Origin of the sequence: Allobosea massiliensis, assembly GCF_042655245.1 — a bacterium.
In the GTDB taxonomy this organism is placed as follows: Bacteria; Pseudomonadota; Alphaproteobacteria; order Rhizobiales; family Beijerinckiaceae; genus Allobosea; species Allobosea massiliensis.
Map to the genome: position 1 here is coordinate 111790 of NZ_JBHSLU010000148.1, position 11861 is coordinate 123650.

Below are 11861 nucleotides of genomic sequence, written 5' to 3' on the forward strand. Positions count from 1 at the left end.
ATCAGGTCCTGGTGACGGGCGCCGCCGCCAGCAAGGCGTCGAGCGCTGCGATATCGGCCGCGCCCGGCAGGGCATCGACGGCCGCGATGATCGCCTCGGCCCGGGACTGGCCCCAGACCGGAACGGCGAGATCGAAGAATTTCTGGCGGACTTCGGCAGGGGTGTAGGGGTCTTCGGTGTCGCCACGATTGGTCAGCGCCTGCGCGGCGAGAACGCGGCCGCCCTTCAGTGTCACGCTCACCTCGGCCGGCCGCTGCGCCGGCAGTTTCGCGGTCGCCGCCGCATCCTCGCGGACGAAGACGCGCCGGGCCAGCTCGCGGATCGTGTCGTCCGTCCGCGCCGCCTCGCGGAAGGCGTCGACTGTCGCGGCGCCATGGACGATCGTGGTGGCGATCGAGAAGGGCAGCGAGAACTTCGCCGCCAGCATGTTGTGCGGTTCTTGCCCGGCGAGCTGCGCCGCCCAGACATAGGTCGCGACGTCGATGCGCGCGATCGCGTCCGGCTCCAGCCGGCCGCCTTCCTTCGCAACGATCTCGTGCAGGGCGTCGAGCGCGCCGTGGTTGTAGCGGCAGCAGGCATGGCGCTTGAAATAGTTGCGCGCGATCTCCCAGCGGCTGCCGAGTTCCGCGACCATCTCGTCCGGCCGCCAGTCGTCGGCGATGACGCTGCCATAGACGGTGCCGAGCCCGTCGGCCTCGCCGGTGAAGCCGGCGGCGACGAGGTCGGACACCATCAGGCCGATCTGGTTGGAGAAGCCGGCGAAGCTGTTGCGGACCGTGCCGCCCTCCAGCATCGTCCGCCGGCTGGTCGAGAGGCCCAGCGAGGAGGCGACATTGATCGTCTCGACCATGCCGGCGGCATCGCGCCGCGCGAGCCAGGCGATGGCGACCGCCGCACCCACCGTGCCCCAGGTCCCGTGCGGGTGCATGGTGACGCGCAGCTTCGAGGCTATGCCGATGCGCGCGCCGATCTCGTAGCCGAGCGCCACGGCCGTGATCAAGTCGCGCCCGCTCGCGCCGCTTCGCAGCGCCGCCGCCAGCACGGCCGGCACGACATGGATGCCGGGATGGCCGCGGCAGAACTGGTTGCCCTCGTCGAGCTCGAGCATTGTGCCGGCGGTGCCGTTCAGGAAGGCGGCGAGGGAAGGCGCGCCGCGACGGCCGGCGCCGATCACCGCCGCGCCGGCGTCGCCGTCGGTACCGAGCATGCGCGCGACGAGCGCGATCGTCTCCGGCTCCTGGGCGCCGGCGGCGATGGCGGCGATGCAGTCGCCGATCACCTGCAGCGTCCGGGCGACGACGGATTCCGGCAGGTCCTCGAAGCGCAGCCCGGCGCAGAATCGGGCCAGGTCGGTCAGCCAGGCCGGCGTATCGGGCCGGCGCATCACCGGTTCGGCTTTGACGTGGAGGGTCATCGGCGTCTCACAATCCGAGATAGGCGTGCTTGAGGGCCGGGTTGGCGGCGATCTCGGCAGCGGAGCCGGCGACGACGATGCGGCCGTTCTCCATCACATAGGCGCGGCCCGCGAGTTCGAGCGACTGCACCACGTTCTGCTCGACCAGCATCACCGCCAGCCCCTCCGCCGCGATCCGGGCGATCAGCCCGAACATCTCCTCGACCAGCAGCGGCGACAGCCCGAGCGAAGGCTCGTCGAGGATGATCAGCCTGGGGTTGCCCATCAGCCCGCGGCCGATGGCGAGCATCTGCTGCTCGCCGCCGGAGAGGGTGCCGGCGGATTGGGCCATGCGCTCGCGCAGCCGCGGGAAGAGCGCGAAGATACGCTCGAGATTGGTCTCGCGGTCGGCCTTGCCGCGCCGGTAGCTGCCGAGCACCAGATTGTCGCGCACGCTCATATTCGGGAAGATGCGGCGGCCTTCCGGCACATGGATCAGCCCGGCGGAGACGATCTCCGCCGGCTTGCGCCCGGCGATCGCCTCGCCGAGGAAGCGGATCGAGCCGGCCCTGGACGGGATCAGGCCCGACAGCGCCCGGTTCAGCGTGGTCTTGCCGACGCCGTTGGCGCCGAGCACCGCGACGATCTCGCCGGGCGCGACGTCGAGATCGATCCCCCGCAGCACTTCGGTCGCGCCATAGCCGGCGACGAGCCCGCGCACCTCAAGCATGGGGAGCTCCTTCCGGTGCCGCCTGCAGGCGCTTGGCGGCGCCGTGTCCGAGATAGGCCTCGATCACGGCGGGGTGGGCGGCGATCTCCGCCGGCTTGCCTTGCGCGATCATCTTGCCCTGGGCCAGCACATGGATGTGCTCGCACAGGCTCATCACCGCCTGCATGACGTGCTCCACCATCAGGATGGTGACGCCCTGGTCGCGGATCTGACGGATCACCGGCAACATGTCGCGGATCTCGGAGGGGTTGAGGCCGGCCAGGACCTCGTCGAGCAGGAGAAGCTGCGGCTCCGTCGCCAGAGCGCGTGCGAGTTCCAGCCGCTTGCGCCCGGCCACCGTGAGGTCGGAGGCCGGCTGGTCGAGCATGGCGGTTAGCCCCAGCAAATCGGCGACCGCCCGCGCCTTGGCATGGGCGTCGCTGCGGCCGCGGTGGCGCAGATGCGCACCGACGGCGATGTTCTCGACCACCGAGAGCCCGGCGAAGGGCTGGACGATCTGGAAGGTGCGGGCGATGCCGCGCTCGGCCCGCTTGTGTGCGGCGAGGCCGGTCACGTCCGCGCCGTCGAAGCGGATCGCCCCGCTGCTCGGCTGCTCGAAGCCGGCGATGAGCGTGAACAGCGTCGTCTTGCCGGCGCCGTTGGGGCCGATCAGCCCGGTGATCGAGCCGGGCGCGACCTCGAGGCTGGCATTGTCGACCGCGACGAGCCCGCCGAAGCGCTTGGTGACGGAGGTGACGGAGAGCATCAGCGCGCCTCCTGCCGGCCGGCTCGGCGGGGGCGCCGCAGCAGCCCCATGATGCCGCCGGGAGCGAAGGCGATCACCGCGACCAGCAGCAGCCCGTAGAGCACGAGGTCGATGCCGGGGATGCCACCCGCGACGGATTTGGCGAATTCGCCGAGAAGATGCAGCGCCAGCGCGCCCAGGATCGGCCCGAAGGCGGTGCTGATCCCGCCGACGATCGGCGCGATCAGCGCCTCGACCGAGATCCAGGCGCCGAAGGCGATGCCGGCGTCGAGATAGAGGAAATACTGGACATAGAGCGCGCCGGCCGCGCCCGTGATTGCGGCCGAGAGCGTGATCGCCTTGAGCTTCACCGCCAGCGTATCGACGCCGAGCGCCCGGGCCGCGTCCTCGTTCTCGCGCACTGCCGTCAGCCAGGCGCCGAAGCGCGAGCGCGTGATCGCGATCGTCAGCAGCAGCACGAAACCAACCAGCGCCACTGCGATCCAGACGAAGGCGGCGCGGCTGGCGAACTGGAAGTTCTCGGGCCGGATATCGAGCTTCACCAGCGTGCCCGCCGCGCCACCGGTGAAGGTGGAGGCATTGGCGAGGATCCGCATGACCTCGGCGAAGGCCAGCGTCACCAGCGCGAAATAGGAGCCGCGCAAGCCGGAGCGGAAGCTCAGGAAGCCGATCACCCAGCCGATGGCCGCCGCCAGCGCGATTCCGCAGGCGAAGGCCGCCCAGGCATTGACGCCGTAGCGGGTCTGCAGCAGGGCGGCGGCATAGGCGCCCGTGCCGAAGAAGGCCGCATGGCCGAAGGAGAACTGGCCGGCGAGACCGCCGAGCAGGTTCCAGCCCTGCGCCGCGAGCGCGATGATCAGCGCGAACACGACGAAGTTCAGCACGGTATTGGCCGAAACGGCGAAGGGCAGCAGCGCGCCCAGCGCGATCAGGCCGAGTGCGGGACCATAGGCGCGGATCATGCGCGGGCTCCGAACAGGCCGGTCGGTCGCACCAGCAGGACGAGGATGAAGATCAGGAAGATGCCGATCTGGCCGAGGCTCTCGCCGAAGAACAGGCCGCACAGGCTCTCGACCACGCCGATGAACAGGGCCCCGATCAGCGCGCCGGGGATCGAGCCCATCCCGCCCAGCACGACGATGGTAAAGGCGACGAGGACGAAGGCGTTGCCGGCCCGCGGCGTCACATAGAAGGTCGGCATCAGCAGGCAGGCGGCAATGGCGACGCAGGCCGCTCCGAGGCCGAAGGTGACGGCGTAGATATGCGCGACGTCGATGCCGGCGAGCGCCGCGCCGGTCTTCTCGCGAGCGACGGCGCGGATCGCCCGGCCGGTATCCGTCGCGGTCAGGAGCAGTCCGAGCAGCAGGGCCACGAGCAGCGCCACGCCGAAGGCGGCGACCCGTGGCAGCGCCAGGAAGGTGAAGCCGAGATCGATCGATTCGAAGGCGTAGGGCACGTCGATCGAACGCGTGTCGGAGCGGAAGATCGAGAGCATGGCGTTCTCGATGATGATCGAGAGCCCGAGCGTGACGAGAAGGATGTTGCGATCCTCGCCATGGCTCGCCGGCCCGATCAGGAAGCGCTGCACCCCGTAGCCCAGCGCGAAGAACAGCAGCGTGACCGGCACCAGCGCGACGTATGGGTCGATGCCGAGCATCGTCTGCGCGACATAGACGGCGAACATCGCCGCCGTCAGCATCGCCCCATGGGCGAAGTTGATGATGTGGAGCACGCCGTAGACCAGCGTCAGCCCGAGCGCGATCAGCGCATAGACCGAGCCGGTCATCAGGCCGTTGAGCACGGCGGCGAGGATGATGTCGGGTGCGAACATGGGGCGCTCTTCCTTCTCCCCTCAGGGGAGAAGGTGGCCCGGCGAAGCCGGGACGGATGAGGGAATGACGGATGAGGAGCAGGACTGCCCTCATCCATCAGCGCAGGAGATCACGCCGGGCGCGGGAAGACCGGCTTGGCGTCGGCGAAGTCGGACGGGAAGATCACCTTGATGTCGTTGCCCTGGACCTGGGTGTTGACCGGCGCGCCGCCCTCGTTCTGGCCGTTGGTGAACTTGGTCGGGCCATAGGGCATGATGTGGCCGGCATAGGTGGATGCCGCCAGCGCCTCGATGACCTTCGCCTTGTCGACCGAGCCCGCGCGCTCGATCGCGTCCGCCAGCAGGCCGACGCAGGAGTAGTTGAGCGGGATGTTGTAGGTCCAGAACTTGCCGGACGCCTCGACCTGCTGGCGCAGCGCCTCGGCCACGGGCTTGCGCGGATCGTGCCAGTGGTTGCAGTCCATCACGAACTGGGCCGCGTCGTTGAACTCCTTGACGAAGCGGTAGTTCGAGGCCGCCCCGTTGAGCACGGCGTAGATGCCCTTCGGCCGGATGCGCTGCTGCTGCATGGTGCGCGCCAGCAGGGCGAACTCGCCGTAATAGCTGGAGGGGATGACGAGATCGGGGTTCTTCGAACGGATCTGCAGCGCGACGTTCGACATGTCGCGGGTCGGCGTCGGATGGGCGATGGTGTCGAGAACCTCGAAGCCGAGCTTGGGCAGCTCCGCCTGCATCAGCTTGGCGAGACCGGAGCCGAACAGCCCGTCCTCATGCACCAGCACGACCGTCTTGGCCGGCCGGCCGGCATCCTCGTTGAGCTTGGCCAGGTTGGCGAGCGCGGTCTTCGTGACCATGCCGAAGCCGGGGCCGAAGCGGAAGGTGTTCTTCAGGCCGCGGGTGACGATGGAATCGGCGACGCCGACATCGACGATATAGGGCAGGTCGTAGCGGGCCGCCGCCTGGCTCGCGGCGAGGCAGATCGGTGAGGCGAAGCCGCCGACGATGCCGACCACGCCCTGCTCCTGCATGCGCTCGACCTCCGCGGTGCCGCCTTCAGGCGTCGAGCGCGCATCGCCGAAGACCATCTGAAGCTTGGCGCCGCCGAGGGACTTGATGCCGCCGGCATCGTTGATCGCCTTGATCGCGGCCTCGGCACCGATCTGGCCCTGCTGCCCGTCATAGGCGAGGGCGCCGGTCACCGGCTGGAGAATGCCGATCTTCACCGCCGGCGCCTGGGCGCGCAGCACGCCGGGCATGGCGATGGCGGCGCTGCCGGCGGCGGAGCCGGCCAGCACGGCGCGGCGGGAGAGCCCGGCGCGGTTCGCGGTCTTGACTTCAGGCTGGTCGGTCATCGTCGTTCTCCTCTGGGGTGAACCCGGTCTGGCGCCGGGCTGGTCGTTCGGTCACTCGGCCTTCAGGCCGCGTTCGCGGATGAGGCCGCCCCATTTCCGGCGTTCCTCGCGGATGAAATCGTCGAGCTGTTTCGGCGTCATGGGCACGAATTCGACCCCCAGCGCGGCGAGCTTCGGCTTCACCTCTGGCGTCTGGAAGGAGGCGGTGACGATCGCGTTGATCCTCTCGACGATCGCCGTCGGCGTGCGCAGCGGCGCCATCAACGCGAGGAAGCTGAGCGCCTCGTAACCCTTCACCGTTTCGGCAATGGCGGGCACCTGCGAGAGGTTCGGCGCGCGCTCCGCGCTGGTGATGCCGAGAACCTTGACCTTGCCGGATTCCACCTGCGGCAGCGCCGTCTGCAGGTTGTCGAACATCAGCTCGACCTGGCCACCGATCAGGTCGGTCATCGCCGGGCCGGCCCCGCGATAGGGGACATGGGTGATGTCGACCCCGGCCATGGTCTTGAACAGCTCAGGCGCGAGATGGCTCGTCGCGCCGACGCCGGAACTGGCATAGTTCAGCTTGCCGGGCTTCTGCTTCGCCAGCACGATCAGCTCGGCGACGCTGTTGGCGGGAAACGAGGACGTCGCGATCAGCAGCAGCGGGCTGCGCGAGAGCAGCACCACGGGTTCGAAGCGGTCCGGATCATAGGGCAGCTTGTCGCGCAGATACTGGTTGGTGACATGGGTCGCCGGCGTTGCGACGAGGAGCGTGTGCCCATCGGGCGCGGCCCGCTCGACCTCGGCCGAGCCGATGGCGCCGGAGGCTCCGCCCTTGTTCTCGACGATGAAGCGCTGGGCCGTCGCCTGGTTCAGCGCTTCCGCGGCGAAGCGACCCATCACATCGGTCGCCCCACCCGCAGGGTAGGGAACGATCACGCGGCCGGGTCGGCTCGGCCAGGGTTCCTGCGCGCCGGCGCGCGTCGCCGCGAACCCTGCGGCGAGCCCGAGCAGGCCGAAGCGGCGGCGATCGATCGTCATGGGACCCGTCATCGTTTCAACCCCTCGCTGCGGCGGATGGTGGCGTGACGGGCGTGCCGCCATCCGGCTCCGCGCCATGGCTCGGGACGGGCGACCAGCGCCGGTCGCCGGCTGCACCGGCCCGGTGTAGCTCCATCTGGAAGGAGTAGCGGTCCGGCCGGTAGAGAGCGTGCAGATGCTCGACGCCCTGCCCGTCGGGCCCCAGCACGACGCGGGTCAGAGAGAGCAGGGGCGAGCCGATCTCCAGCCCCAGCGCCTCGGCGACGTCGGGGCTCGCCAGCGTGGCACTGATCGTCTGGCTGGCGCGCTCGACCGCGGCGCCGGCTCGCTCCAGCAGCGTCAGCAGCGGCACACTGGCGAGATCGTTCTCGGAATAGGTCAGACCGATGCGCTCCGGCACATGGGTGGTGAGATAGGAGAAGGGCTGGCCGTCGATGAGGCGCACGCGCACCGAGCGTTGGGTGCGCTCACCGGGAGCGAGGCCGAGTGCCCTCGCGACCGGCTCCGGCGGCGGCCCGTAGCCGAAGGAGACCAGCCTCACGCCGGTCCGGCGGCCCATCTCGACCAGGTGGGTCAGCATGTTCGCGAAGTCGGCGACGATCGGCTTGGGCGCCTCGGCCTCGCGCACGAAGGTGCCGGCGCCGACGCGGCGATCGATCAGACCCTCGGCGGCGAGGCTGTCGAGCGCGCGCCGCACCGTGACGCGCGAGACGCCGTGCTCCAGGGCAAGCGCCGGCTCGCTCGCCAGACGCGAACCCGGCGCGATCTCGCCGCTGGCAATGCGCTCGCGCAGTTGCAGTGCCAGCCGTCTCGCCTTCAGCGGTTCGAGCGAAGGATCCACCGTGTGCTGTCCGTCCCATCCACCAGACAATTGACTGTCTCATCGGACAGCTAGTTGTCTAGCGTATAGAACAACTGACTTGCGTCAAGCGGGCGAGCGGTTATGTTTTTCGCCGAGGGAGATGACGATGACGGGATCGGCAGACAGGGGACAGGCGGCGGAACGGCCGGGCTCGCTGTTCGACAAGCTCTGGGACAGCCATGTCGTGGTCGAGCGGCCGTCCGGCGACGCGCTGCTCTGGATCGACCGGCATTTCGTCCATGAGGGCTCCTTCCACGCCTTCAACCAGCTTCAGGCCCGCGGCGGCACCGTGGCCGAACCGGGGCTGACCTTCGGTATCGCCGATCACTACGTCCCCACGCGCAACCGCGACCGGATCCAACAGCCGGAAATTGCCCGGATGATCGACGATCTCGGCAGCAATACCGCCCGGCACGGCATCGAACTGTTCGGAATGCAGGACCCGCGCCAGGGCATCGTCCATGTCGTCGGGCCCGAGCAGGGCCTGACGCTGCCGGGCCTGACCATGGTCTGCGGCGACAGCCATACCTCGACCCATGGCGCCTTCGGGGCCTATGCCTTCGGGATCGGCGCCTCCGAGGTCGCGCATGTCTTGATGACGCAGACGCTCTGGCAGAAGAAGCCGAGGACGATGCGCATCCGCATCGACGGGACGCCCATCGCCGGTGTCGGCGCCAAGGACTTCATCCTCTCGATCATCGCCCGCATCGGCGCGGACGGTGCGCGCGGCCATGCGGTTGAATATGCCGGCGCGGCGGTGCGGGCGCTGCCGATGGCCGGTCGCATGACGATGTGCAACATGTCGATCGAGGCCGGCGCGCGCTGCGGGCTGATCGCTCCCGACGAGACGACCTTCCGTTGGATCGAGGGCCGACCTTTCGCACCCAAGGGCGACGCTTTCGCCCGAGCGGTGGCGGACTGGCGCCGGCTGCCGAGCGACGCGGACGCCGCCTTCGATCGCGAAATCACGCTCGACGCCGCGCAGATCGCGCCCGTGGTGACTTGGGGCACGAGTCCGGAGGACGCGCTGCCGATCGACGCGACCGTTCCCGATCCGGCCCGCGAGACCGATGAGGGCCGGGCGGCGACCCTGCGCGACGCGCTCGACTATATGGGGCTGCGCGCCGGCCAGAAGCTTTCGGAGATCGCGATCGACCGCGTCTTCATCGGCTCCTGCACCAATGCCCGCATCGAGGACCTCCGCGCTGCGGCGAGCGTTCTCGCGGGGAGAAAGGCGAGGGTGCCGGGGCTGGTATCGCCGGGCTCCTCGCTGGTGAAGCGCCAGGCGGAGGAGGAGGGGCTCGACCGCATCTTCACCGAGGCCGGGCTCGACTGGGTCGAGGCCGGCTGTTCGATGTGCGTCGGCATGAATGGCGACACGGTGCCCGCCGGCGAGCGCTGTGCCTCGACCACGAACCGCAATTTCCGCGGCCGGCAGGGGCCGGGGGCGCGCACCCATCTGATGTCGCCGGCGATGGTCGCGGCTGCCGCGGTGGTCGGCCGGCTCGCCGATGTCCGCCCCATGCTGGAGGGCCGCGCGTGAAGCCCCTGACGCGGATCGCCGGCGTGGCCTGCCCGCTGGGGCTGGCCAATGTCGACACCGACCAGCTCATCCCGGCCCGTTTCATGAAGCGGCCGCGCTCGGAAGGCTACGGCTCCTTCCTCCTGCACGATCTGCGGCGCGACGAATCGGGCGCGGAGCGGCCGGACTTCCCGCTCAACCGCGAGCCCTGGCGCAGCGCGCCGATCCTGGTCGCGCGGCGCAATTTCGGCTCCGGCTCGTCGCGGGAGGCGGCGGTCTACGCCCTGGCCGATCATGGCTTCGATGCGGTGATCGCGCCGACCTTCGGCGACATCTTCGCCTCCAACGCGGTCAAGAACGGCGTCCTGCCGGCCGTCCTCGGCGAGGAAGATGTCGAGGATCTGCTGGCGGCGCTCGCGGCGACACCCGATCTGCCCGTGACCGTCGATCTCGCGGCCCAGACCGTGTCCTGGGGCAACCGCGCGGCCAGCTTCGCGATCGACCCGGTGTGGCGCGAGCAATTGCTCAACGGCTGGGACGATATCGACGTCACGCGCTCCTTCGCGGGCGACATCCGGCGCTACAGGACGGCGCTGGATCATGACCGTCCCTGGGCGAACCCAAGCTCCGGCGGCTCGCCCTGAGCGGCAGGCAACTCCGCCGCGCCCGATCAACGGGTGAGTTCGCCCGAGAACACCTCGCAGCCGTCCTCCCGGGCGACAGAAACCAGCATCAGCCCGGCGGCTCTCGCCCGGCTCACCGCCAGCGAGGTCGGCGCCGAGACCGAGACGAGCGCCGCCGCGCCCAGCATCGCAGTCTTCTCGACCATCTCATAGGAGGCTCGGCTGGTCACGACGACGAACCCGCCCGTCGCTGCTTCGCCCGCCCGCAGCACCGCACCGATCAGCTTGTCGAGGGCGTTGTGGCGGCCGACATCCTCACGCGCCATCAGGATGCGTCCCTCGCGGTCGCACCAGGCGGCGCCGTGAACGGCTCGGGTGCGCGCATAGAGCGGCTGATGGGCGCGCAGGTCACCGACGGCGCGAGCCACGGCTTCGGCAGCCACCGGCGTGCGCGTCGCCGATCGTCTCTCGGCACGGGGCAACTGGCTCGCGTCCTCGACCCCGCAGACGCCGCAGGAGGTCCGCCCGGTCAGTCGCCGCTGCCGGCCGAGATGCTGCCGGAAACGGCCCGGCGCCAGCTCGACATCGACACTGATCGCCTCTGGCTCATCGGAGATGCGGATGGCGCGGATTTCGGATGCGTCGGCGATGATCCCTTCGGTCAGGCTGAAGCCAGTGACGAAGTCTTCCAGGTCGAGCGGCGTCGCCATCATCACAGCGTAAGGCACCGAGCCGTAGCGGATGTTCACCGGCCACTCGACGGCGATCTCGGTATCGCGTGCGACGCAGGTTTCCGCCTCGTAGCGCCAGCGTGTGCTTGCGACCGGGCGACAGGCGGTGCTGCCGGCCTGGGTTGCCAGGGGGAGGAGGGTGCTCATTCTGCCGTGACCCGGATCGGAATCGACTTCGCCGCGGGGGTCTTGCTCTCCTCGGCATAGTGCCAGAGGGGCAGCAGGGCGTTGCATTCGGGGAAATAGGCGGCGCAGGTCCCGGCGGGGATGTCGTAGTCGATGACCTCGAACCCGCCCATCGAGCGCCGGACACCGTCATCGACGGCCGTCGTCAGCCGCGCCTTGCCCTTCTCGGCAATGCCGAAGCGGATCCGGTCGTCGCGGTTCATCATGACGATCATCCGCGAGCCGCTGATACCGCGCAGGCGATCATCATAGCCGTAGACGGTGGTGTTGAACTGGTCATTCGAGCGCAGCGTGATCAACCGCAGCACGCCATGGTCGCGGCCATCGTCGAAGCTGGCGCAAAGGGCCTTGGGCACCTTGAAATGGGCCTTGCCGCTCTCGGTCTCCCAGCGCCTCTGGCGCGCCGCCACCGGGCGCGGAAAACCGCCGGGAATGTCGAGGCGCTGATTGAAGCGTTCGAACTGGTCGGGATAGGTCGCCTCGATCGCGTCGCGCACCTTCGCATAATCGGCGACCCACTCGTCCCAGGGAACCTGAGGATTGGGCTCCAGCGTCGCCTTGGCGAGCTCGGCCACGATGCGGGGTTCGGCAAGCAGCGTCTCGGCAGCCGGTTTCCACCTGCCGCGCGAGCCATGGATGCAGGTGGTCGAGTCCTCGACCGTGACGATCTGCGGCCCGCTCGCCTGCTCGTCGATCTCGGAGCGAACCAGGGTCGGCAGGAGATAGCTCGTTCGGCCGGTGATCAGATGGCAGCGATTGAGCTTGGTCGTGTCCCTGATGGTGGTGTAGCTTCGCGGAGCAACCACGATGCCGGCTTTGGCCGGGCTGGTCAGGCGGCCCCGGCTGGCAGGCTGACGATGGGA

At 69.3% G+C, this 11861-nt stretch carries 12 protein-coding genes; 2 read left to right on the forward strand and 10 right to left on the reverse strand.

The window, feature by feature from the left end:
• Position 1: 1 nt before the first annotated feature.
• From ACFPN9_RS28475 to ACFPN9_RS28510, 8 genes are all read right to left on the reverse strand, one after another.
• Positions 2-1414 (reverse strand): MmgE/PrpD family protein, encoded by a 1413-nt coding sequence (locus ACFPN9_RS28475; protein WP_245282319.1) that lies wholly within the window; start codon positions 1412-1414, stop codon positions 2-4.
• 7 nt (positions 1415-1421) lie between these two features.
• On the reverse strand, positions 1422-2123 hold the full coding sequence (locus ACFPN9_RS28480; protein WP_066720777.1) for an ABC transporter ATP-binding protein: 702 nt from the start codon (positions 2121-2123) through the stop codon (positions 1422-1424).
• Positions 2116-2868 (reverse strand): ABC transporter ATP-binding protein, encoded by a 753-nt coding sequence (locus ACFPN9_RS28485; protein ID WP_066720780.1) that lies wholly within the window; start codon positions 2866-2868, stop codon positions 2116-2118. The genes ACFPN9_RS28480 and ACFPN9_RS28485 overlap by 8 nt, the downstream gene beginning before the upstream one ends.
• On the reverse strand, positions 2868-3830 hold the full coding sequence (locus ACFPN9_RS28490; protein ID WP_066720782.1) for a branched-chain amino acid ABC transporter permease: 963 nt from the start codon (positions 3828-3830) through the stop codon (positions 2868-2870). Before ACFPN9_RS28490 ends, ACFPN9_RS28485 begins: the two co-directional genes overlap by 1 nt.
• Positions 3827-4699 carry a branched-chain amino acid ABC transporter permease gene (locus tag ACFPN9_RS28495; protein ID WP_066720787.1) on the reverse strand — a complete coding sequence of 291 codons (873 nt, stop codon included), beginning with the start codon at positions 4697-4699 and terminating at the stop codon, positions 3827-3829. The genes ACFPN9_RS28490 and ACFPN9_RS28495 overlap by 4 nt, the downstream gene beginning before the upstream one ends.
• A 110-nt stretch (positions 4700-4809) precedes the next feature.
• Positions 4810-6051 carry an ABC transporter substrate-binding protein gene (locus ACFPN9_RS28500; protein WP_066720790.1) on the reverse strand — a complete coding sequence of 414 codons (1242 nt, stop codon included), beginning with the start codon at positions 6049-6051 and terminating at the stop codon, positions 4810-4812.
• Positions 6052-6102: 51 nt separating this feature from the next.
• Positions 6103-7074: a Bug family tripartite tricarboxylate transporter substrate binding protein gene (locus ACFPN9_RS28505; protein WP_066720794.1), complete on the reverse strand. Its 972-nt coding sequence runs from the start codon at positions 7072-7074 to the stop codon at positions 6103-6105.
• 16 nt (positions 7075-7090) lie between these two features.
• Positions 7091-7915 (reverse strand): GntR family transcriptional regulator, encoded by an 825-nt coding sequence (locus ACFPN9_RS28510; RefSeq protein WP_082737651.1) that lies wholly within the window; start codon positions 7913-7915, stop codon positions 7091-7093.
• A gap of 127 nt (positions 7916-8042) precedes the next feature.
• Here ACFPN9_RS28510 and leuC point away from each other — a divergent pair, with 127 nt between their 5' ends.
• Positions 8043-9479, forward strand: coding sequence for a 3-isopropylmalate dehydratase large subunit (leuC, locus tag ACFPN9_RS28515; protein WP_066720854.1), 1437 nt, complete (start codon positions 8043-8045; stop codon positions 9477-9479).
• A complete protein-coding gene (leuD, locus tag ACFPN9_RS28520) occupies positions 9476-10102 on the forward strand; it encodes a 3-isopropylmalate dehydratase small subunit (RefSeq protein ID WP_066720797.1) in 627 nt (208 codons plus the stop codon). Before leuC ends, leuD begins: the two co-directional genes overlap by 4 nt.
• Positions 10103-10128: 26 nt before the next feature.
• Here leuD and fdhD read toward each other — a convergent pair whose 3' ends face one another.
• On the reverse strand, positions 10129-10959 hold the full coding sequence (gene fdhD, locus ACFPN9_RS28525; RefSeq protein WP_082737650.1) for a formate dehydrogenase accessory sulfurtransferase FdhD: 831 nt from the start codon (positions 10957-10959) through the stop codon (positions 10129-10131).
• A partial coding sequence (locus ACFPN9_RS28530) for a molybdopterin dinucleotide binding domain-containing protein (protein ID WP_377817970.1) occupies positions 10956-11861 on the reverse strand: 906 nt, incomplete at its 5' end. The genes fdhD and ACFPN9_RS28530, both read right to left, overlap by 4 nt.

Coding starts and splice junctions, on each gene's coding strand:
- ACFPN9_RS28475 (WP_245282319.1), bottom strand. CDS start 1,414: ATGACCCTCCACGTCAAAGCCGAACCGGTGATGCGCCGGCCCGATACG.
- ACFPN9_RS28495 (WP_066720787.1), bottom strand. CDS start 4,699: ATGTTCGCACCCGACATCATCCTCGCCGCCGTGCTCAACGGCCTGATG.
- fdhD (WP_082737650.1), bottom strand. CDS start 10,959: ATGAGCACCCTCCTCCCCCTGGCAACCCAGGCCGGCAGCACCGCCTGT.
- ACFPN9_RS28505 (WP_066720794.1), bottom strand. CDS start 7,074: ATGACGATCGATCGCCGCCGCTTCGGCCTGCTCGGGCTCGCCGCAGGG.
- leuC (WP_066720854.1), top strand. CDS start 8,043: ATGACGGGATCGGCAGACAGGGGACAGGCGGCGGAACGGCCGGGCTCG.
- ACFPN9_RS28500 (WP_066720790.1), bottom strand. CDS start 6,051: ATGACCGACCAGCCTGAAGTCAAGACCGCGAACCGCGCCGGGCTCTCC.
- ACFPN9_RS28490 (WP_066720782.1), bottom strand. CDS start 3,830: ATGATCCGCGCCTATGGTCCCGCACTCGGCCTGATCGCGCTGGGCGCG.
- ACFPN9_RS28480 (WP_066720777.1), bottom strand. CDS start 2,123: ATGCTTGAGGTGCGCGGGCTCGTCGCCGGCTATGGCGCGACCGAAGTG.
- ACFPN9_RS28485 (WP_066720780.1), bottom strand. CDS start 2,868: ATGCTCTCCGTCACCTCCGTCACCAAGCGCTTCGGCGGGCTCGTCGCG.